This is a genomic window from Gordoniibacillus kamchatkensis, assembly GCF_000829455.1.
Lineage (GTDB): Bacteria > Bacillota > Bacilli > Paenibacillales > NBRC-103111 > Gordoniibacillus > Gordoniibacillus kamchatkensis.
This window is the reverse complement of sequence record NZ_JXAK01000021.1, coordinates 22614-43880: the sequence shown is the minus strand read 5'-3', so window position 1 is coordinate 43880 and position 21267 is coordinate 22614. Positions and strand designations below refer to the sequence as shown.

Below are 21267 nucleotides of genomic sequence, written 5' to 3'. Positions count from 1 at the left end.
TGCAAGGCCGGGAATCGGCCGCTTGTACGCGGGAAACAGCCGTCATCTTTTTTTTCTGCGGATGACCAATTAGTTAACAAGATGTTCCAAGACCTCTGTCGAAGTAGTGAGAAGCTAATTGACGGAGGTCTTCCTTTATGCCCTTAAGCAGGTCGAGAATGAGACGTCTGCTGAAGCCGAGATCGCAAAGGATTACTTGGCCGCCATTCGCTCTATCTTGCTCATGGGACGTAGGCAAATAATAATACTGGATTCGCCAGTTGATAATTTTCCATTTCATATCAAAAAAGTAGAATAGAAAGTCAAATATTTGGAACCACCAGCGGGAAGCGATCTCCTATAATTAGTACAACATCTAGAAAGCGCTTTCTTTCGGCTGGATGTCCGAGATGAAAGGTTGGGATACGCAGGCTTATGCCGGATAATGGCCGTCAAACATGAACGGAAGGGGCTATTATTTACAATTAGTTCCGTCTTGAAAATCAACCGCAGTCGAGAGGAGTTTAAAGTAAATGAAAAAATGGTTGACTGGACTGATTGCTCTAGTATGGATCTTATCCTTTCCGGCAACGGGGTTCTCCTACAGCAATCCGCAAATCGTTCCGGAATCGTGGCTTTGGGATAATGGGAATTTTTATGGGGAAGGCGATCCGTTCGTCTTGAAATTTAACGGTGTCTACTATCTCTATACCAGTACGGTGGATGATAAGCCGGGAGTGAAGGTATGGTCGTCTGAAGACCTCGTTCACTGGGAGTATCGCGGACTTTGCACAACGGATCCTGTTACGAAAGGGGCCTATGCACCTGAGGTCGTTTACTGGAATGGCGATTTCTACATGTATACGGCTTTGCTTAAGGGTGACGGCACCACTCAACGCGGTCATCGCGTTCTGAAGAGCTCGAGTCCTACAGGCCCGTTCACGCCTCAAACGGGAAACAAGGTAAACGGCATTGACGGAGACGTGTTCATTGACGATGACGGGCACTGGTATTTCTACAGCACGGGCAATGGCAACATCGACGCCAGGCCCATGTCCGACCCGTATACGTTCGGGCAGAATATAAACACCGGGGCCACGATGAAAGGATGGACCGAGGGGCCGACGGTATTCAAACGGGGCGGCAAATACTATATGACCTATACCGGAAACCACGTATGGAGCGACGCCTACCGGATAGATTACGCGAGCAGTACAAGTCCGCTGACGGGCTTCGTGCCGGCCGCCTCCCAGAACCCTATTCTGCTCGACACGGAAAGCGATCACGTGGGGCTTGGACACAACACCATCGTTCGCGGCCCCGATTTGGACTCTGATTATATCGTTTACCACAGCCACGCAAATCCGGGACGGCATCTGAACCTGGATCGGATCGTATGGAACGGGGACAAGATGTTCGTGCTGGGGCCGACGACATCCGAGCAACCCGATCCGGCCATGCCCGATTTCAGCGACCGGTTCCAAAGAAAGGAATTGGGAGACGATTGGAAGGTTACGGGCGGAGGAAAATGGGGGATTACAAGCGACGGCACGGTAGTTCAAACGGAAACGGGCGAACCGGAGCAGCCGCATATGTTGCTGTCTCAGAAGTTGACCGGTGACAACTTTACGGCGGAATTCAATATGAAGCAAATCGAACAAGGCGACAGCGCAAATCCTCTTATGGGCGCAATATTTTCCTATACGAACGAGAGAAATTATGGAGTCGCGGTCCTTAACCGCAATCAAAATCGTCTGGAAACCGTCTTTCGGGTGAACGGCAAGGATACGGAACGGATGACCGCTCCGCTTCCGGATGGCTACGATTATACGAAATGGCATTCGATCCGGATCGAGAAGGAAGGCTCCGATTATAGAATTTATGTAGACGGCATGTTGAAGATGACCCGTTCCGCCGAGCTTGCGGGCAAAGGCAGGATCGGATACATGACGGCAGATGCACACGCGGAGTTCGGCTACGTCGCGTTTAGCAACAAGGTAGGAGGCAGCGGCGCAGGCGAGGCTTACAAGCCGGTTCCGGGCGAGATTCAAGCCGTGCACTACAAACCGAGGGGAATGGGCAATTCCTCCGATAGCAAAAGCGAACCGATCGGGATCGCCAAAGATTCGGATGGGGGTTACCATGTTGCCTCATTCCATGCAGGGAATTTGCCGTATAACATTAACGTTTCCGAGGCGGGAACCTACGATGTTGAAATCCGGTACGCCGCAGCAGCAGACGCGCGGGTTAAGCTGGAGCTTGACGATTCGACCGAACTGACGGATGCGGTTCGTCTCCCTGCGACGGGCGGCGCGGGACAATGGGATAACCTGGTGATCAAGAACGTCCGGCTTCCGCAACGTCTCCATGAGCTCAAAGTGGTCTCATTAGGCGGAACGTTCGATTTTGCCTCGTTGAAGCTGAGCCGTTCCGAGGCGGTAACGCCGATGAGCGAAGATTTTAACGACGGAAACGATAATGACTGGAAGAAATTCGAACCGGGCTGGCGGGTTTCTACCGGCGAAGAGCCTCCGTTCGACTTGTACAAACCGGTTCCGGGCATCATCGAGGCTCCGTTCTACAATACGGGCGGGGAAGGGGTCGCCTACCACGATAACACGCCCGATAACATAGGCGGCGCCTATCGAAGCGACTCCGTCGATATCCGGACGAACACCAATTTCAACGGGCTTAATGTAGGCTGGAATCAGGCGGGCGAATGGCTCAAATACAACATCGATGTGAAGCGCTCCGGCATGTATAGGGTTGAAATAACGGCAGCCACCACCTATACGGACAATCAAGCGCGGATATGGCTGGACGATCAGACGGATTTGACCGGCGCGGTCAATATTCCGAGCACGGGAGACTGGAACAATTGGCAGACGACGCTGTCCCGCAGCTTCTATTTGCCGAAAGGCCATCATACGATCAAATTCGAAAATGTCAAGGGCGAGTATGATTTTGCCCGGCTGAAGTTCGTATCGTTCGACGTGCCCAAACCGATTCCGGGCATTATCGAGGCCGTCCATTATAACACGGGCGGCGAAGGCGTCGGTTACCATGACAATACGGCCGCGAATATCGGCGGTCAATATCGGAATGATGGCGTCGATATTCGCGTCAACCCGAAAGGGGGCTGGAACGTCGGCTGGGATCAGACCGGAGAGTGGCTGAAATACAATGTCAATGTCGCCAAAACCGCAACTTTCAATGTCAGCGTGCGGATCGCAACGGCGCTTGACGGAGGGCAAATCCGTTTGTGGCTTGATGATAAGACCGATCTGACCGGTGTCGTGAATATCCCCAACACCGCTGGCTGGAACAACTGGACGAATGTGAAGCTGGGCGACTTAACGCTGCCGGAAGGCGACCATACCATCAAGGTGGAAATTGTGAAGGGAGAATACGATTTTGCCAGCCTTTCGTTTTATCCTTCAGACGACACGCATACGGTTCCGGGTACCGTATATGCAGTCGATTACATGAACGGCGGGGAAGGGGTGGCCTACCACGACAACACGCCCGGAAACATCCGCGGTCTGTATCGGACTGACGATGTCGATATCCGGCTGCTCCCGGAAGGGTATACGACGGGCTGGAACCAGACCGGGGAATGGTTGAAATACAACGTAGATATCGCTGAAGCAGGCACCTACAAGCTGGATTTGAGAGTGGCTACCGGTATGGACGGAGTCCAGACCAGACTTTGGCTTGACGATCAAACCGACTTGACCGGCATCATCAATGTGCCGAATACCGGCGGTTTTCATGAATGGAGAACGATAACCAGAGAGGGAGTTTCCCTTCCTGCAGGACGTCACACGATCAAGGTGGAAATCGTAACCGGCGAATTCGATTTTTACAGCTTCCGTTTCCATAACGATCCTACCGTTCCCAAACAAGCCGTTTACAAATCGCAGCCGCAAGGGTATCCGAAATCGGTCATTGGCGACAGCCGCTGGTCGGACTATACGGTGGAGACGGATATCCAATTGGGGGCGAATACGAAAACCGGAGGAAATGCAGGTGTCCTTGTCTATGTGAACAATCCCGCTGACGGCACGCTGCTTTCGCAGAACCGCAACGATTTCCTTCAAGGCTACATGGCTTACCTGAGCGCCGACGGCGTGCATCTGGGCAAATTCAATTACAATTTTCAGGACTTGGCCCAAGTATCGTTGACCGGAATGGCCGGCAAGTGGCAGCATATGAAAGTTGTGACGAGCGGGACACGAATCAGGGTATTTGTCGGCGACATGGATAAACCGCTAATTGATTATACGGATCGGAGCGATACAGCTTTCACGCATGGTAAGGCAGGAGTGAGGAGCTTCAACAGCGAAAGCTATATCGATAACTTCAAAGTGACGCAAAATCCGGTACAATGAACGGCGAAATCACCTTCTTCCGAGGTCTACACGGCCTGGAAGAGGGTGATTTTTCATGAATCGCAACGTTGCATAGGATGGATGTGAGGCATCGGCAAACGGTTTTGCTAACTTGGCACTGAGGCGCGCGACAATCCTCCCGATATCCACTTGGTATTTTGGCCGACAGGGAGGGGAAATTCCATGATAATGTTGAAGGGGTATGCCGAAGGCATGGATGGCCATGCCTATTTATTTTGCATTTTGTCGGGTAGCCGACTGTTTTTTACGCGGAAAATTATTTATAATGCCAATAAGATAACTCGGAATTAGAAGCATCCCTGCCAGAAGGTGTGAGCCCGCCATGATTAGAGAACAATTCCCTCCTTCCTCGGATAAGACAAATAAGAGCGATGATCGCACGGAGGAGAAGCTGATAGCCCAATTGTTCGAGCAATATGGAACGTTGCGGCATTACAAGAAGAATGAGGTCATTTTCAGGGAAGATGACGAGTGTCAAGAAGTATTTTTTGTGCAGGACGGTTTGGTCAAGATTTCCCAGTCAGCTCAAGAGGGACAGGGCATCACGCTGTTTTTGCGCCATACGGGCGAAGCTTTCGGCATGGCGGAGGTGCTGGCAGGGCAAAAACGTCAGCGGTATGCGCGCTGTATAATTGACAGCCAGGTGCTCGCTCTCGCTGCTTCCCAATTTACGAATTTGGTAATGCGGGAGCCCGATGTGTTATATGCGCTTACAGTGACCAACGCCAGACGACTGTTGTCGACCCAGCGTTATGTAGAAACGCTGATTTCCAGACCTGTCGCTTGGAGACTGGCTCATTTACTGATGCAGCTGGGAAGAGTGAAAGGAACCGAAATTGAGGTGGCTTTGTCGCTAAGCCATGAAGAAATATCGTACATCATCGGCTGCAGCCGGCAAACCGTCTCGGAAACGCTAAGCAGATGGCGCGAGCAGGGCGTGATTCAATATGAGAAAAAACGCGTCGTCATTTCGGATTCTCAGCACTTTATGTCCAACCTGTAACAGGGCTTAAATGGAATAGTGGAGGATGGATCTTGTTCGTATTGCAAGGCATTTATACTATTTTTCATCAGCGAGACGGCGGGAGCTTTCCTGCAATCGAGCAAACCTTGTGAGTTCGTGTCCATTCTCGGCCCGTTAACGCTGTTGCAAGGTGTAAGAAACGGCAAGTAGCCGCAATTATGGAGGTATATCGATGCATATTCAGCCACAGGAAAACGTACTGCCTGATTACCATGAGCATCTCAAGGTCATTCTTCTTGGCACCGGCTCGCCGCGCGCCTTTTATGCCCGCGCCAAACCCGGGGTTGTCGTCCTTGCCGGATCCAAAGTCTTCCTGGTGGATTGCGGCGGTGCGGCCGTGGATCAAATGATCAAAGCGGGAGTGATGCCGCAGCGGGTATCCGACGTATTATTTACCCATCATCACTACGATCATAATTCCGCCTTCTTCGATGTTTTCATTACGAGCTGGAGAACGCACATTACTCCCGAACGTGTTTATAAAGGCCGCTCGACGCCCATGCATGTATACGGTCCGGAGTCGACCAAGGAAATTATAGGCAAGATGCGGGAATCGTTCGAGTTTGATGTCAAGCTTAGAGTCAGCTACAATCTATCGGATGAAGCAGGTTCGCAAATCGTTTACACGGAGCGAAACGAAGGTATTGTATACGATAAGGAAGGCATCCGGATTACGGCTTTCGAGGTCGACCATCGCCCGGTTTATCCTGCCATTGCTTATAAGTTCGAATACAACGGGAAAACCGTCGTCATATCGGGCGATACCGTTCCCGTGCCGAATATGGTTGAGCATAGCCGCGGAGCCGATTTATTGGTGCACGAGGCTTACAACAAAGAGTGGTTGGACGGATTAATCGAACAGTATCCCGAGTATGCGCAAGCTCTTTCCAATCCGGCGAAATATCATACGACTACGCTGGAAGCGGCCGAGATCGCCGCCAAGGCCGGAGTAAAGCATCTTGTGCTGACTCATCATATACCGGCACCGGCTGCTGCCGAATCAGCCGAGGAGGCTTATATAGCCGGAATGAAAGATATTTTCAATGGCCCCATTACCGTTGGACGGGATTTGATGTCGTTTGATTTAAGCGATAATTGAACAATGGCAAGCGATCGGATACGGCGACGGCGGCAGATTACGCGCTGCTGAATTCCTTGCGCAAAGGGGACAGGAAGGCCGTCAGCACGTTGAGCACCAAGCTCGCCACATTTTTTAAGGCGAAGCGGTGAAAGGGGGGCGAAAGCCTCTCTTTTTTCCTTTTCATTGACATGAGCTTCATGAAAATGCTGGAATAAAATTGACTGGGTTTATTCGGAAAATGGTTAATTTTAAGAGAGCGACAATGAAAATCCATCTTCATTTCCAACGAAACACGAACAATATTCTTGCGAAAAAAAAGTTTCTTATGTATTATTAAGTTAAGTTGCTGCGAAATAGAGCCGTGGATGCTCCCGGAAGGTGATCGAATGTCCACCTTGGATTCCACCGAGTACAAGAAGAAGCTATATCACACGTACAACGAGGTTTCGAAGGAATTATTCGGGTTCGGTACGGTTCTTCTCCGCGTAATGATTGATGAGCAAAATCAGATGATCACGTTTTATGCAAAGCATCGGCGTTCGCCGCGTTCCGCGGCACTGGAAGGCGAGGCGCCCGCGCTCAAGTACGAGGTTGATTTTTATATGTCCTCGATCTACAAGAAGAAGCTCCGGGAGAGACTGGAGCAGGACCTGGGCCTGGCCATCGAAACGGTGCTTCGAGATTACGACCCGGCCAATCAGCTGGCCGTCACGAACATCATTTTATCGGCTCCACAAAACATATAGCGGATTTTCCCTTTTGATTTATCTTAAGGGAAGACCGGGAAACGGCTAAGAGGATACAGCTTTCCTTTGTTTACAAAGAAAAGTGTTCTTATTAGAAGAAGTGTTTTCTATTAAGAGTGCTTTTCTTTTTGTTTTTCTCATAAACGCTTTGGGGAAAAAATTGAACATTTGACACTACTTAAGCTGATGGAGGCGCGAAAAAGTATGAAAAAACGTATAATGACCGGTCTGATTTCTCTTTCCTTGGTGGGAGTGGCGCTCGCCGGATGCAGCAGTGCGAACAAGGAGCCGCAAGGCGGCGCAGCAGCAGGAGGCGCGGCAAAAGGCGAACCGACCAAACTCGTCATTTCCACTTGGGGGTTCTCGGAAGATTTTTTCAAAAAAGAAGTATACGCCCCTTTTGAAAAAGAGCACAATGTGCAGATCGTCCTGGAGACCGGAAATAATGCAGAACGCTTGAACAAGGTCAAACAAGGCAGCTCCTCCGTCGATCTTATCTATTTGTCCGACTATTATGCGCAGCAGGAATCGAAGCCGGCTTGTTCGAGAAGATCGACCGCAGCCGCATCCCGAACCTGAACAACATTTACGATATCGCAAAAGCGCCGCTCGGCGAGGACTACGGTCCGGCTTACACGATTGGCCAGCTGGGAATCGCGTACAACCCGAAAGCAGCGGGCATGGAAATTAAATCGTGGTCGGACCTGTGGAATCCGAAGCTGGCGAAAAAGCTGACGATGCCGAATATCACCTCGACCAGCGGCCCGATGGTCGTCGATGCGGCTTCCCTCGTGGCGGGCGGACAAGCGTTCAATGCGGATCAAGCGTTCGCCAAATTGAAAGAGCTGAATAATAGCGTTGTCAAATACTACGGCCAAACTTCGGAGTTCGTGAACATGTACTCCCAAGGCGAAATTGCCGCCGGGCCGATTATGGAAATGTATGTGAAGGACCTGAAGGCGGCGGTGCCGGAAACGAAGTTCGTTTCGCCGCAGGAAGGCGGTTATGCGATCATGAATACGGTCAACATCGTCAAGGGCAGCAAAAACAAGCAGTTGGCCGAGGATTTCATTAACTGGCATCTGAGCAAGGAAGTGCAGGAAAAATCCGCAAAGGCAAAAGTCGATTCGCCCGTGAACAAAGAGCTTAAGCTGACGGCCGAGGAAGCGCAAGGCATTACCTATGGGGCGGATACGGTAGCCAAGCTGCGGAAATTGGATATGAAATTTGTGAACCAGAACCTGAAAGCGTGGATCGACCGTTTTAACAAAGAAGTGACCCGGTAAAAGAAGTCCGGCATCACGCCACAACTCGACGACAAGGGTATATGCGCCAACATGTACCCTTGTTTTTGTTACCGGTTCACAATCTTGGAGAATACTTCGATAGGAGTTCTTCTCTCAGACGGCTTTCGAGATTCGGAGAGACGGAAGCTGCGCCAACTGCAAAACAGGGGAGGAAGCCCGCTATGGCAAAAAAGGTCATTCTGGACGTCGATACGGGGATCGATGACGCCCTCGGCATCATGCTGGCGGTTCGCAGCGGCGCCTTGGACGTTCTGGGCATCACGACGGTGAATGGCAACGTATCGCTGCTGAAGGCAACGGAAAATACGTGCAAAGTGCTGCAATTGCTCGGGGTCGAGCGAGAGATCCCGGTGATCAAAGGGGCGGACCGTCCGCTGCTGCGCGGATCGTTCTTCGAGCATCGGGTACACGGCGAAGATGGGCTTGGAGGCGCACTGCGCGATATGCCTGTGCGTCAACAGCCCGCCCCCGGATTTGGGCCGGACTTTCTGATCGAGCAGGTGCGCCGCCATCCGGGAGAAGTAACGCTCGTCATGACGGCGCCGCTGACCAATTTGGCACTCGCCTTGCTGAAGTATCCGCAGCTCGCCAACGAAGTAAAAGAGGTGGTCGTGATGGGAGGCGCTATGCTGACCTTCGGCAACGTGACGCCTTCGGCCGAGTACAACATGTATGTCGATCCGGAGGCGGCCAAGCTCGTGCTGCAGGCCGGCTTTCCTGCCCTTACGATGGTAGGGCTCGATGTAACGCGCCGCGCCCTGCTGAACGAGGAACATATCGCCCAGCTTGGGGACACGCCGATCGGACGATATGTGGAGCAGAGCACCGCCGATTATATGCAGCGGTATTACGAGCGCAACGGCGTACGCGCCTGCGCTCTTCATGACCCTCTCGCCGTAGGCGTGGCGATTTCCAGGGAGCTGGTAACGACGCGTCATCTCCATGTGGATGTGGAAACGAAGAGCGAGCTCTGCGATGGCCAGACGGTGTGCGACATTCAAGGGCGTCTGGGCCGTCCGGCCAACGCCCATGTTTGTCTCGATGTGGACGCGGACGCCTTTCTCGCCATGTTTATTCAAGCGCTTCTAGGCTAGAGGAACCCAAGGAACAGGAGAAGGAGCACATGAAGAAAAAGGTTTTGGTTTTGCTGCTGCCGGGCTTGCTGTTTTTGACCGCGTTCATGCTGGTTCCGATTGTCATCACGGTCGGCTCCACCTTTGTTCATGACGGGGCGTTCACGCTCGAAGGCTATATGCATTTTTTCGGGGATACGTTTTTCCTGAAAATCCTGTTCACTACGCTGGAGGTCAGTCTGGTCACGACGCTGATGTGCATCGTGCTCGGGTTTCCGGTCGCTTACTATATTTCCCGGCGGGGACGGAGGCAAAAGAGCCTGCTGCTGGCGCTGGCGATTTTTCCCCTGCTGACGAGTTCGGTGGTGCGCTCCTTCAGCTGGATGATTATTTTGGGGAAAAAGGGGCTGCTGAACAACGCTTTGATCGCCCTGGGACTGATCAAGGAGCCCATGGACATTTTATATACGCCGGCGGCCATGATGATCGGACTTGTTCATCTGTTCCTGCCGCTGATCATTATTACGCTTGTCGGAGTGATGGAGAACATTGATCCGGATCTGATCAAGGCGGCGGAAAGCCTGGGGGCCTCCCGGTTTTCGGCATTCCGTAAAGTCATTGTGCCGCTTAGCGTGCCGGGGCTCATCATCGGCAGCATTCTGGTGTTTGTCGGCAGCTTGACCGCCTACACCACGCCGGCCTTGCTGGGAGGCAAGCAGAAAGTGATCTCGACCTTCCTGTATCAAAATGCGATTACGCTGAACGACTGGTATTCGGCTTCCGTCATTGCCACCATCATGATGGCGATCACCTTCGCGGTTATCGCGATCATGAACAAAATCGCCAATACATTGAATCCGAAGGGGTAGAAGGTATGCAGGAGAACAATCGAGGGCTGGGCCTGTTTACGCTTCTGGTCTATCTCTTTTTGCTCGGACCGCTCGTTATTATCGCTTTGTCGTCTTTTGAACCCGGCACCGTACTGAAATTTCCGCCGACGGGCTTTTCGCTCAGATGGTATCAGAAAATTTTCGAAGTCGAAATGTTTATGAAAACGTTCAAAACGTCAATGGCGGTGTCGCTGCTCGGGAATTTGTTCGCCCTGCTGCTGGGCATTCCCGCCGCGTATGCGCTCAGCCGGTTTCCATTCAAAGGCAAGGATGCCTTGAACGCCGTTTTTCTCTCGCCGGTGCTGATTCCCGGCATCGTTCTTGGCTTCACCATGCTCAAATTTTTGATCGTCACGTATCATCTGCCGATTTATACGGGGCTGCTGGTCGGGCACACGGTCGTTATGCTCCCGTTCATTATCCGGGTCGTCGAATCCAGCCTGGCGAACTTCGATTTCGCTGTCGAGGAAGCGGCGCTCAGCCTGGGAGCGGGGCGGCTCCAAACGTTTTTCCGCGTCGTGCTGCCGAATATCAAATCGGGCATTATCGCAGCCGTGCTGATCGCCTTCCTGGAATCGTTCAACAACGTGGACATCTCCGTCTTCATGACCGGGCCGGGGGTGAGCACGCTGCCGATCCAGATGCTGACCTACGTGGAAAACTACTTTGACCCGACCATCGCCGCTATTTCCGTGCTGCTCATGGCGCTTACCGCCGTGCTGATGTTCGTGATCGAAAGACTGATGGGTTTGTCATACTTTACGAAACGATAAGGAGGCTTTCGTCCATGGCATTGCTGTCGCTCGAAAAAGTTTCGGTAGCCTATGAAAATCAATATATTCTTCAGAACTTCGACTTAAGCGTCGAGAAGGGCCAGCTCATTTCGCTCCTAGGGCCGAGCGGCTGCGGCAAGACCACCACGCTGCGCCTGATCGCGGGTTTTCTGGAAGCGAAGGAAGGCAAGTTCCTCCTGAACGGCAAAGATTATACCCGGATTCCCGTCAATAAACGGAATTTCGGATTTGTGTTTCAGAATTACGCTTTGTTTCCCCATTTGTCCGTGTACGACAACGTAGCCTTCGGACTTCGGCTCCGGAAGGTAAAAGAGCCTGAAATCAGGCAGCGTGTGACGAAAGTGCTGGATGCGGTAAGCCTGGCGGGATTCGAGCAGCGATTTCCAAAGGCGCTTTCCGGCGGACAGCGTCAGCGGGTAGCGATTGCCAGAGCGCTCGTCATCGAACCCGATCTGCTGCTGTTCGACGAGCCGCTCAGCAACCTGGATGCGAACCTGCGCGTGAGTATGCGTGTGGAAATCCGCCGCATCCAGCAGGAGCTCGGCATCACTACCATTTACGTATCGCACGACCAGGAAGAGTGCTTCTCCATCTCCGACCGGGTAGCGATTATGAACAAGGGCATCATTGAGCAGCTGGACCGCCCCGCAGCGATTTTTAAATACCCGAAGACGGAGTTTGTCGCCCGGTTTATCGGCTTCAACAACTTCATCGATTTCGAGCAGCGCTCCGACTCGGGCGATGAGATCGAGCTCAAGGCGAAGGACCGGATCTTTCGCGCAGTAAGGCACCCCGGTATGTCCGGGGCAAACGGGCGCAAGGGGGCGATCCGTCCGGACGACATTGTTGTCGGCACTCCGGAAGAAATCGAGGCCGGGGTGGGCTGCCTGACGGGCCGCGTGAAGGTTAGCACCTTCCTCGGGCGCAGCTACCAATATGTCGTGGAGACCGAGCTGGGCAGCTTCACGGCCAACAAAGAGATGGAATCGCCCTTTTTGAGCGGGCAGGAGGTACGTCTCTTTTTCCCAAGAGAAAAACTGGTGCTCGTGGAGTAACGACTCGGAGGTGCAGGACATGCGCGTAGATTTATGGATCGATAACGTACGGATTTACAACGGATATTTCAAAAAATTTATTCCGGGCAATGCCGCGGTGCTGGACGGCAAATTTCTGTATATCGGTACCCGGTCCGCAGATAGCTTCGAGGTCGATCAAGTATTGGACGGGCGCGGCATGTATTTGATTCCCGGGCTGATCGATATCCATCTGCACATTGAGAGCACCATGGTGACGCCGGCCGCGTTTTCTCACGGCTTAATCCAAAACGGCGTCACAACCATTGTTCCCGAGCCGCACGAAATGGCCAACGTATTCGGGCTCTCAGGCGTCAAGGCCATGATCCGGGCCAGCGAGCACTGCGTTGCCGATATGTTTTATGCGATTCCCAGCTCGGTGCCCGCCACGTCCATGGAAACGACCGGAGGCGCCATGGAGATCGACGACATGGACGAGCTGCTGAGAACCGAGGATATTATTTGTCTCGGGGAAATTATGAATTACGTCGATGTCATTCATGCCCCGGACAGCAAAACCAACCGTATTCTTCAGCATATCCGGGAGCGCTATCCGCATCTGATTATTGAGGGGCACGTACCGAAGCTGCTCGATTTGGATCTTCACCGGATCATCTATGCCGGGGTGGATTCCGACCATACCCATCAATCGATCGAAGGGATGGAGGCTCGCATTGCCGCCGGGATGTTTATCGAAATTCAGGAAAAATCGATGACTCAGGAAGTGATCGATTATTTGAACACGCACGAGGTGTCGGAGCACTTTTGCTTCGTGACCGACGACGTGATGGCCGACTCCTTTCAGCGGCGCGGGCATTTGAACCATATTGTGCGCAAAGCGATCCGGATGGGCATGGCGCCCGAAAAAGCGATTTACGCCGGCACGTTTACACCGGCGAGGCGCATGCGCATGCACGACCGCGGCGTTATCGCGCCCGGCAAAATAGCCGACTTTTTGCTGGTGTCCAGTCTGGAAGAGCTCGCCATCGACCAAGTCTATAAAAATGGAAGCAAGGTGTACTCCGCCGGCGAAGAATACAAGCCTGTGCCGTCGGCGTACAAGTTTCCCGACCATTTTTACCGGAGTGTAAAGCTGCCGCTGCTTACGGAGGCTGACTTTGCGGCTCACGCCGAGGTGGAAAACGGGCGCTATGCCTGCCGCGTGATGATGGTCAAAGACGGCTCTACCTTTACCGAGGAGCTGGTCGGCGAGATGGAAGCGCGGGGCGGCAAGCTGATCTGGGAGGAGAGCCCCTACGGGCTGATCGCAACGTTCGAGCGTTATGGGGTAAACGGCAACCGCGCCTACGGCTTCATCGGCGGGGACACGATCAAGCGGGGAGCCGTTGCGACGACGTACTCGCATGACAACCACAACCTGCTGGTGGTCGGACACAACCCGGCCGATATGATGCTGGCGGCTAACACCGTGATCAGCGGCCAGGGCGGCTTCTGCGCGGTCGAGAACGGCCGAATTTTGGCCAATCTGGCGCTGCCGGTGGGCGGTATTCTTTCGGAGAAGCCGCTGGCGGAGCTGGCGGAGGAAGTGGAGCAGCTGCGCAGGGCCTTGGAAGCGCTCGGTTACTGTCACTATAATCCGATCATGTCCATCAGCACGCATTCGCTCCCGGTCAGTCCGGCGCTGAAAATCACGGATTACGGACTAATCGACGTGAATAAGGGTAAGGTAGTATCGCTGTTGGTATAAGATTCGCGTTGAAGCCCCGCGTGTCGAAGTAAAGTGAACGAGATCCGAACAAGGCTGCCGAGGGAGACGATCGGCAGCCTTGATCCGTTTTCGACTTACACAGGTTCCTGTTCACATCGTCAAAAAATTGGACTTTTATCACATAGCTTGTTTGCGGCATCCACAGCTCGCGCCTGCAACTAACCTTAAGAAGGGCGATACGTCAGTGCGACACAGCCTGAAGGAAAAGTTTTTGCCTGAACCAGCTTCAGCGTGATGAGATCGTGAATGTTAGCGAAAAGCGGTTTGCCTTTGCCCAGGACAACCGGGTTAATAATGAATCTATATTCGTCAACCAATCCAAGATTCGTTAATTGTCGAACAATACTGCCGCTTCCGTATACGACCATATCTTCGCCCTGTTGTTGTTTGAGCTTTGCAATTTCTTCCGCAAAATCGCCGCTAATCGGACGGGCATTGTTCCACTCACCCCACGGTGTCGCTTTGAGGTCATTTGAAAATACGTATTTCTGCAAAGCGTTTGTCCTCGCGGCGAAATCGCCTGGAGCGTACGGCCAAAAACCTGCCATCATCTCATACGTCGTTCGTCCATATATAATAGCATCGACCGACTCAAGCAATTCCATGGCGTTTGCATTAAGCTCTTCGTCCTGAACGAACCAGTCAAGCTTTCCGCTTTCCGCTTCGATCAAGCCATCAACGGATAACATTTCTGAAACAATGATTCTTCTCATTCAACTAACCTCCTAACTTTGAGATTAGCCCACAATTGATTTCTTCGAGCGCGTGGGTAAATCTCGTCTTACATCCACTTTACTATGTTATCCATGTGTCGATTTCTTGTAGATTGCTGAAATGCGGCTTTTTATTTTTTGATAACCTCCGACATGACCTTCGCATATTGTTCCGCCAGGAATTTATGTCCTGCATCGTTCGGGTGGATTCCGTCATATGCGATATATTTGTCATAGTTGCTCTGGTTAAGCTTGCCGGCCAAGTCAATGAACGTGCAGTTCGAAGCACTGGCGCAAGCGTTTTTAATATCGTCGTTTACCGGCTTTAGGCTTTCATCGGGCCTGCCCGGTACGGAAGCAATTCCGCTTGCAAAAACGTGCGTCTGCGGCAATGCATCATTTATCGCTTTTATGAACTTCGTATAATCGTCTTGATACTGTTTATGCGTCATTCTGCCAACACTAATATCGCTCAAGACGTTGTAACCGAAGACGGAGAGAACATAATCGGGCTTCAAGCCGATCACGTCAGTCTGGACTCTGTCCAATCCGCTGTTTTTCGCAGCGCCGACGGCTACGTTGATGTCCGTTCTGCCGATGCCTTTATTGATGCTTTCCAAGCCGAGGATGTCGCCAACTAACGCTGTAAATGACCGTAAGGCAAAATTGCTCGCATTATATCCTTCTGCATAACTGTGGCCGATCACGACCAATTTCTTCTTGTTGTATTCGGGCTTCCTGGCCTTGGCATTTTTGCTGATCAATATTCCGTCGATTTCACTAGTGCGGTTGGAGAAAATAATCTCGATGTGATGCCATCCCGTGCTGTTGCTGAGTATAGGAATTTCCTCCGCTTCCCCGGTTGTGCCCAGTCCGCGATTGACAGCCTCTTTGCCGTCTACAGTAACGATCACATTGCCGCCGATGCCACGCTGCTTAAGAATGGCCAGCGGACTGTCCGTTTCGATTTGGGCGCGGCTTCCGTACTGTTCTTCGCTTCTCATTACGTCGCCCCAGCCCGATACGTTCACTTTGTTCCAGCTTCCGTTCGTGTAAAGCCATTCGGGGCTGGTCGCTTCAATCAGCCGTTTCTCTGCGATCTGGTTTTGGGCGGGGCTGCTGTTCTGCGCTCCGGGTTGGGCTTTGTACTGGCAACCAGCAAGGAGCGATGCAGCAATGCAGCACGAGATACCGACTTTACATAGCGTTTTTTTCCTGTTCCGTATAACGTTCATTCCGATCACCTCATCGTATGATTCCTTATGTTCAATCAAATTTTATCAACGGTAGCGGGAACGATCCTGTCTTTTTATGCTTTTTCCGCAGAGGTTGCGACATGTATAATGAATTTGAGGTGATGGGGCTTGGATTGGCTGAAACGAATGGAAGACGCTCTGGAGTTTATCGAAAGCCATATGGAAGAATCGCTGAATGTCGAGACAATTGCGAAGGCCGCGCATTCCTCCACCTTTCATTTTCAACGGATGTTTCATATGTGGACCGGAATAACGCTGGGCGAATACGTGCGAAAGCGCAAGTTGACGTTAGCCGCGCAAGAATTGGCCGTATCCTCGGCGAAAGTAGTTGATGTCGCGTTGAAATACGGCTATGATTCGCCGGAGTCGTTCTGCAAGGCGTTCCGTAAAATCCACGGCGTTGTTCCGTCGGAAGCCCGCCAAACGGGCGTTCCTTTAAAAGCGTTTCCCCGTGTTTCGTTTCAGCTCCCCACGCTGGGAAGCGATGAAGTGGATTATTACATCGTGGAAAAGGAAGCGTTTACAGTCGTCGGCAAAGCTGCCGAGCTCGTATGCGGGAATGAAGGCCGCACCCGGCAGTGGTTTTGGGGCGAGTGCCGGTTGGACGGCACTTTTGCCAAGTTAAGTTCCCTGGAAACGGATACGCCATTCCTTGGCGTAACAATGAATTTCGATGAACAATTTACATACATGATCGCCAGAGAAGCAGATGCCGCTTCCATGGCGGACGGGTTGGCCATGCAAACGATACCGTCTTCCACCTGGGCCATTTTCCCTTCTATCGGGCCGCTTCCCGACGCCATTCAAAATACGTTCCGCAAAATTTACCAGGTTTGGTTCCCGGCCACCGATTATGAGCACGCCGGTTTGCCCGAAATCGAAATGTACTTGTCGGGAAATGCTCAAGAGGAAGGCTATCGCTGCGAAGCATGGATTCCCATTGTGAAAAATAACGCAAACGCAAGGCGATATTCTGGCTGAAAAAACAGCTGCCCCCTAGAATTAACGGGGCAGCTGTTTATTACATCTTTATTGACTGTATTGGTTCCTCAAATATTGAATGTCCTGCAGCAGAAGAGCGGCAAAGTGTTGCGGCATTTTTTTGCCGGATTGCGCCTGAACTTCATTCTCCAGTGCGTTCAATACGTTGACAACGACGCGATCGCTGTTCGGATTCGAATGGTTATCGGCTGCTTTCAGATCGTTTTGAACTTTGGTGAGCATACTTTGCGAAAACCCGTGGTCGGTTGTCTGCTCAGCCCAGTCCAAAATCAGGTCGGCAAAATGGCTAAGATCGATTGTCACCTTCAGCGTAAAATCAGCCTCGCTTACGTTGCCCGCATGATCCGTAGCGCGTATATGGAGGGCATGGTCACCTACGGATAATTGAACCGGCGGCAGTTGTAACGGATAAGCTGCCGACGCACCGTCCAAATTCGCCGTTATTTCATTTACTCCGCTTGCGGCGTCCGTAATTTGGAATACCGGCTGAATAGGATCGGTTTGCAGGAACGTGAGCGTTGAAGGCGGCGAGATCACCGGTGCGGTACGGTCAATTTTCACATTCAGGAATTTGCTGTCTTCCCGGTTGCCGGCACGGTCGGTGCTTCTGTATTCGAGAGTGTAGCTCCCGTCTTGGTCAAACACGATCCCTTGCCCGTAAGGCTCCCAAGCTCCGTCATTGACCCGGAACTCCGTAAGCTGCACGCCCGAATCGTCATCTTCGGCCGATAAATATACAGTTGCAGGCACGGTATACCAACCGTTTACCGGCTGCGCTCCGTTCGTATCCAAAGTTGCCCGGGTTACCGGAGGAACTTTATCGACAACGGTGACGGTAATCGTATTCGTCGTTTTTACGGCGGTATCCTGTTTGACCGTAGCCGATATGGACGCCGTTCCCGACTTTAATGCGACTACTTTTCCGTTTTCCACCTGCACAACGGAAGGATCGCTGACGGTGTAGCTAATTTCCGTGCCGGCCGAGTTGGCGATTTTGTTATTGACCAGCTGCAGGGATACCGTAAGGTCCGTTTGCTGGCCTTTCGTAAGCTCTGTCTGCCCCGCCGAGAGTGAAGCCGATGTCATCCGCGGGGTCATTTTCATCAATTTTGCGTCCAGGGCGTAGTAAATGCTGCCGTCCGGTCCTAGGGTCATCAGCGACACGGAGCCGTTCACCAATTGCCTGGCTGCCAGCGTATTCGGATCGAAGGCGATCAACTGCCTGCCGATTGTCGTATACAGCAGCCCGTCGCTTCCCCAGCGAAGATAGAAAGGCCGCCAGGTGCTTCCGGTGTCGCCCGTATACTGGATTCGGCTTTTGACGACCTGCTTGGTGTCGGGATTCATGGCGAATAAGGCGTATCCGTTCTGACCGTCGGCCGTAAGCCCCCACATGATTCCCCAAAGCAGGTTGTCTGGACCCATTTTCAGGTCGCCGATCATTTTCGGGGTTCCGAATCCGGGTACGTTCGGCTTGAATTCCGCCGTTTTTGTCGCCGTAGCCACGTCAAACTCGAACATCTTAGCTTCGGTTTCCGTGGGATTGATGCCAAGTCCTCCCGATAGGCTCGATCCCCCGTATACTTTGCCGTTGTGGTAGGCAACGCCGATGATGCTCTGATTCTGGATGAGGTTGCGATACGTATTCCAGGTGTTCTTCTCTTCATCAAAGATCGTCAGGGCGCCGCCCAGATGACCGTAATCGGGAACGGTACCGATAAACAGCTTCCCGTCGCCCGAATCGAACCCAAACGGACGGTCCTGATCATCTCCGATGTCGTAGACGATTCCGGGATTTTTCCGCAGTTCGAACGGCTTTTCGGGGTCGTAACGGTAAATGACGGCTCCTCCATACGTTCCCCAATACATTTTTCCGTTTAAAGAGCCCATTCCTTCAATTTGGGAAGGCTCCGCCTCCTGATGTTCAAATGCACCCTTTGTCAAATCATACATGCTCATCGCCGCCGTGTATCCGCCCATCACAAGCTTGTTGCCGGGACCGGCTTCCAAGCTTTGTATCAGAATGCCGCTTTTCGCGACATCTGTAGGTTTCAGGGTGACGGTGTTGTCGACAGGATCGTATATGGCCAGTTCCACATTATTGGACAACATGACGAGAACGTCTCTCCCTGCATTCGGGCCGTCCGGCAGCTTCTGCCAATTCAGCCCCGTAACCCCCGAAGTAAACAGCTTCACAGCAGGGGTCACCGGCGCTACCTCATTGCTGGATATATCATAGGACCACAGCTCGGCGGTCGTTTTATTCCGGTAGTAAATGAGATTCGGATTATAGGGTGAAGGCGGAGAAATTCTTCCGTCGAAGGCCAAGGCGCTGTCCCAGCTGATTTTCTTCAGTTCGCTGTAATCCTTTTCGTCAAGAACAAGCAGGGAAGTTCCGTACGCAACGAACAACCGGCCTCCGTACGACCAAACGTTGGACACAAAATTGTCCGTTCCGGTAATGGAGAGCTGGATTTCCGTCTTCTCTCCGGTGCTGCGGTCAATGCGGAACAAATGGGCTATCGGTCCGGTCCCCACATAGAAGTATTTATCCGTGACGCCCCCTCCCCGGGCATAATCCTGCCCCTGAAGGATGGTGCCCAAATCCGTAAATTGCGCCGCGGCAATATCGTAAACGAACGCTTTGGAATTCGGGTACGTGGAACCGTAAATTTTACCGTCGGACGAAGCGTCCAAGTCCCATACGACTTTGTTGGACGGGTTCACGCCGAGATTCTCCAGTTTTTTCTGGGCCGGATTGTATCGATACAGAATGCCGGTCAACATTCCGGATACGTAGGCGTTGCCGTCCGAACCGACGGTTACGGCCCATACGGTATCCGACCCGGGCATCGGCGCGGAAAAATGGACTTGGCCCGTGAAAGCGTCGACGGCATAGAAGGTGGCAGGCGCGCCGGTGGCACCGAAATAAACTTCACCGTTCCCAACTGCCGCGCCTCCGTTTTTCGCCACCACGGTCGCGTCGCCCAAGGAAACCGGTTGCGCATATTCGTAAGGAAGCGTTAACATGGCGACTTCTTCAAACTTTGCATTGTCATAGTAAGAGGTGCCTACAGTGCCGGTCGAGGAGTAAAGCCAAAGCTTGGCATACGAAGCATTGACAGGTGCCACAGCTTCTACCCTTAGGGGGACCCATCCGTCTACAGGCGACTTTGCGCTTTTGGCGAAAGAGCCTACCTCATTATCGGCCGAATCGTAATATTTCAAATATAAGCTTACTCCTCCGGAACCGGGAGGCGCGCTTACGCCCCTCGAACTGATGTAAGCCATTACGGAGGCCGAGTAACCTCTTCCGGCAACGACGTCTATAGGCGAGCTGATCAGGCCCACAGACGACGCTCCTCCGTCGTCGATGCGAACGCTGTTCGTTCCTTCGAATGATTGCTCCGTAGACAGAGACACGGAGTAACCAGCGGGCAAAGTGTCGGGATAAGGCTTCCAGCCGGGAATGCCCGCGTCCGTGGAGGGAGCTTCAAACCCTCCGTTTTGCAGCGTCCGCCCGCCTGGCGCGACCGGGACGAGCTGCACCATCCTGACATTATCGAAATACGCGGAGAATGCGCTGGCTTTATCCGCATAAAAAAGAACGGTTGCTTTATTGGCGTTAGCGGGTGCTACTCCCTCGACGGTTAAATCCGTCCATTGCCCTTGCGGAAGATTCGAATTAGGTACGTTTACGCCGAAGTCCTTTACCTGGGCCCCGTCGTTATAAAATCGCAGCCAAATGCGGACCATGGAACTTGTAAGCGCAGGGTCGTATGTATCGGAATAAACGCTCGTCGTTACACGGTAGCGCTGGCCCGGCACGACATCCACCTTGGCGCTTTCCACGCCCATCGTTTTGTTCGGCAACACATCCAGCTTCAAGCTATGGGAGCCTTCCTTGTAAACCGTGTCGCTGACAGACATGCCGTAAAGGTAACCGGAGGTCCAGTACGACCATCCGACGGCTTTGCCGCCCGAAACGTCTTCAAATCCGGGGTTGTTCAAGCTGACAGGAACGGACTCGTATTGGGGAACAGGGTCTCCGGCTGCAAAAGCGCTTCCTGCAGGAACGATAGAAGAAAAAAGAAGCAATAAGCCAAGCAGCAAAAATAGCGGTCGATTTTCTCGAATGAACTGTTTCACGAGGCATCCTCCATTCGCGTCTGGAACGATTGATTGGAT

General features: G+C 52.5%; 14 protein-coding genes and 1 pseudogene. 11 read left to right on the top strand and 4 right to left on the bottom strand.

Annotation, left to right across the window (positions count from 1 at the left end; all coding sequences use genetic code 11):
• Nucleotides 1-512 precede the first annotated feature (512 nt).
• The 3 genes from SD70_RS13440 (at nucleotide 513) to SD70_RS13430 (ending at nucleotide 6514) form a co-directional block, all read left to right on the top strand.
• On the top strand, nucleotides 513-4370 hold the full coding sequence (locus SD70_RS13440) for a carbohydrate-binding protein (RefSeq protein WP_041048068.1): 3858 nt from the start codon (nucleotides 513-515) through the stop codon (nucleotides 4368-4370).
• A 343-nt stretch (nucleotides 4371-4713) separates the two neighbouring features.
• Entirely contained in the window at nucleotides 4714-5394 is a 681-nt protein-coding gene (locus SD70_RS13435) for a Crp/Fnr family transcriptional regulator (RefSeq protein WP_041048067.1), read from the top strand.
• 193 nt (nucleotides 5395-5587) lie between these two features.
• Nucleotides 5588-6514, top strand: a complete 927-nt coding sequence (locus SD70_RS13430) for an MBL fold metallo-hydrolase (RefSeq protein ID WP_041048066.1) — start codon at nucleotides 5588-5590, stop codon at nucleotides 6512-6514.
• Between the two features lie 37 nt (nucleotides 6515-6551).
• On the opposite strand, the gene SD70_RS13425 is transcribed toward SD70_RS13430, so the two are convergent.
• Nucleotides 6552-6890 carry a hypothetical protein gene (locus SD70_RS13425; RefSeq protein WP_041048065.1) on the bottom strand — a complete coding sequence of 113 codons (339 nt, stop codon included), beginning with the start codon at nucleotides 6888-6890 and terminating at the stop codon, nucleotides 6552-6554.
• Between SD70_RS13425 and SD70_RS13420 the strand changes: the two genes are divergently transcribed.
• The 7 genes and pseudogenes from SD70_RS13420 to SD70_RS13390 all read left to right on the top strand — a co-directional run bounded on the left by SD70_RS13420 (nucleotide 6883) and on the right by SD70_RS13390 (nucleotide 14087).
• The gene (locus SD70_RS13420; RefSeq protein ID WP_041048064.1) at nucleotides 6883-7242 is read left to right on the top strand and encodes a hypothetical protein; all 360 of its coding nucleotides are present in this window, start codon (nucleotides 6883-6885) and stop codon (nucleotides 7240-7242) included. The genes SD70_RS13425 and SD70_RS13420 overlap by 8 nt on opposite strands.
• 204 nt (nucleotides 7243-7446) lie before the next feature.
• Nucleotides 7447-8528: pseudogene (locus SD70_RS13415) on the top strand (ABC transporter substrate-binding protein).
• Nucleotides 8529-8710: 182 nt separating this feature from the next.
• A complete protein-coding gene (locus tag SD70_RS13410) occupies nucleotides 8711-9643 on the top strand; it encodes a nucleoside hydrolase (protein ID WP_041048063.1) in 933 nt (310 codons plus the stop codon).
• 29 nt (nucleotides 9644-9672) lie between these two features.
• Nucleotides 9673-10491 carry an ABC transporter permease gene (locus SD70_RS13405; protein WP_041048062.1) on the top strand — a complete coding sequence of 273 codons (819 nt, stop codon included), beginning with the start codon at nucleotides 9673-9675 and terminating at the stop codon, nucleotides 10489-10491.
• A gap of 5 nt (nucleotides 10492-10496) precedes the next feature.
• Complete coding sequence (locus SD70_RS13400; protein ID WP_041048061.1) at nucleotides 10497-11285, top strand: ABC transporter permease; 789 nt, start codon at nucleotides 10497-10499, stop codon at nucleotides 11283-11285.
• Between the two features lie 14 nt (nucleotides 11286-11299).
• A complete protein-coding gene (locus tag SD70_RS13395) occupies nucleotides 11300-12361 on the top strand; it encodes an ABC transporter ATP-binding protein (RefSeq protein WP_041048060.1) in 1062 nt (353 codons plus the stop codon).
• Between the two features lie 19 nt (nucleotides 12362-12380).
• Nucleotides 12381-14087: an adenine deaminase C-terminal domain-containing protein gene (locus SD70_RS13390; RefSeq protein ID WP_041048059.1), complete on the top strand. Its 1707-nt coding sequence runs from the start codon at nucleotides 12381-12383 to the stop codon at nucleotides 14085-14087.
• Nucleotides 14088-14272: 185 nt separating this feature from the next.
• Here SD70_RS13390 and SD70_RS13385 read toward each other — a convergent pair whose 3' ends face one another.
• Together SD70_RS13385 and SD70_RS13380 are read right to left on the bottom strand one after the other, a co-directional pair.
• The gene (locus SD70_RS13385; RefSeq protein WP_041048058.1) at nucleotides 14273-14821 is read right to left on the bottom strand and encodes a dihydrofolate reductase family protein; all 549 of its coding nucleotides are present in this window, start codon (nucleotides 14819-14821) and stop codon (nucleotides 14273-14275) included.
• Nucleotides 14822-14952: 131 nt separating this feature from the next.
• Entirely contained in the window at nucleotides 14953-16056 is a 1104-nt protein-coding gene (locus tag SD70_RS13380; RefSeq protein ID WP_041048057.1) for an SGNH/GDSL hydrolase family protein, read from the bottom strand.
• Nucleotides 16057-16185: 129 nt separating this feature from the next.
• Between SD70_RS13380 and SD70_RS13375 the strand changes: the two genes are divergently transcribed.
• Nucleotides 16186-17058: an AraC family transcriptional regulator gene (locus SD70_RS13375; protein ID WP_197081032.1), complete on the top strand. Its 873-nt coding sequence runs from the start codon at nucleotides 16186-16188 to the stop codon at nucleotides 17056-17058.
• A 48-nt stretch (nucleotides 17059-17106) separates the two neighbouring features.
• On the opposite strand, the gene SD70_RS33290 is transcribed toward SD70_RS13375, so the two are convergent.
• Nucleotides 17107-21228 (bottom strand): OmpL47-type beta-barrel domain-containing protein, encoded by a 4122-nt coding sequence (locus SD70_RS33290; RefSeq protein WP_052487396.1) that lies wholly within the window; start codon nucleotides 21226-21228, stop codon nucleotides 17107-17109.
• Between the last annotated feature and the right edge of the window lie 39 nt (nucleotides 21229-21267).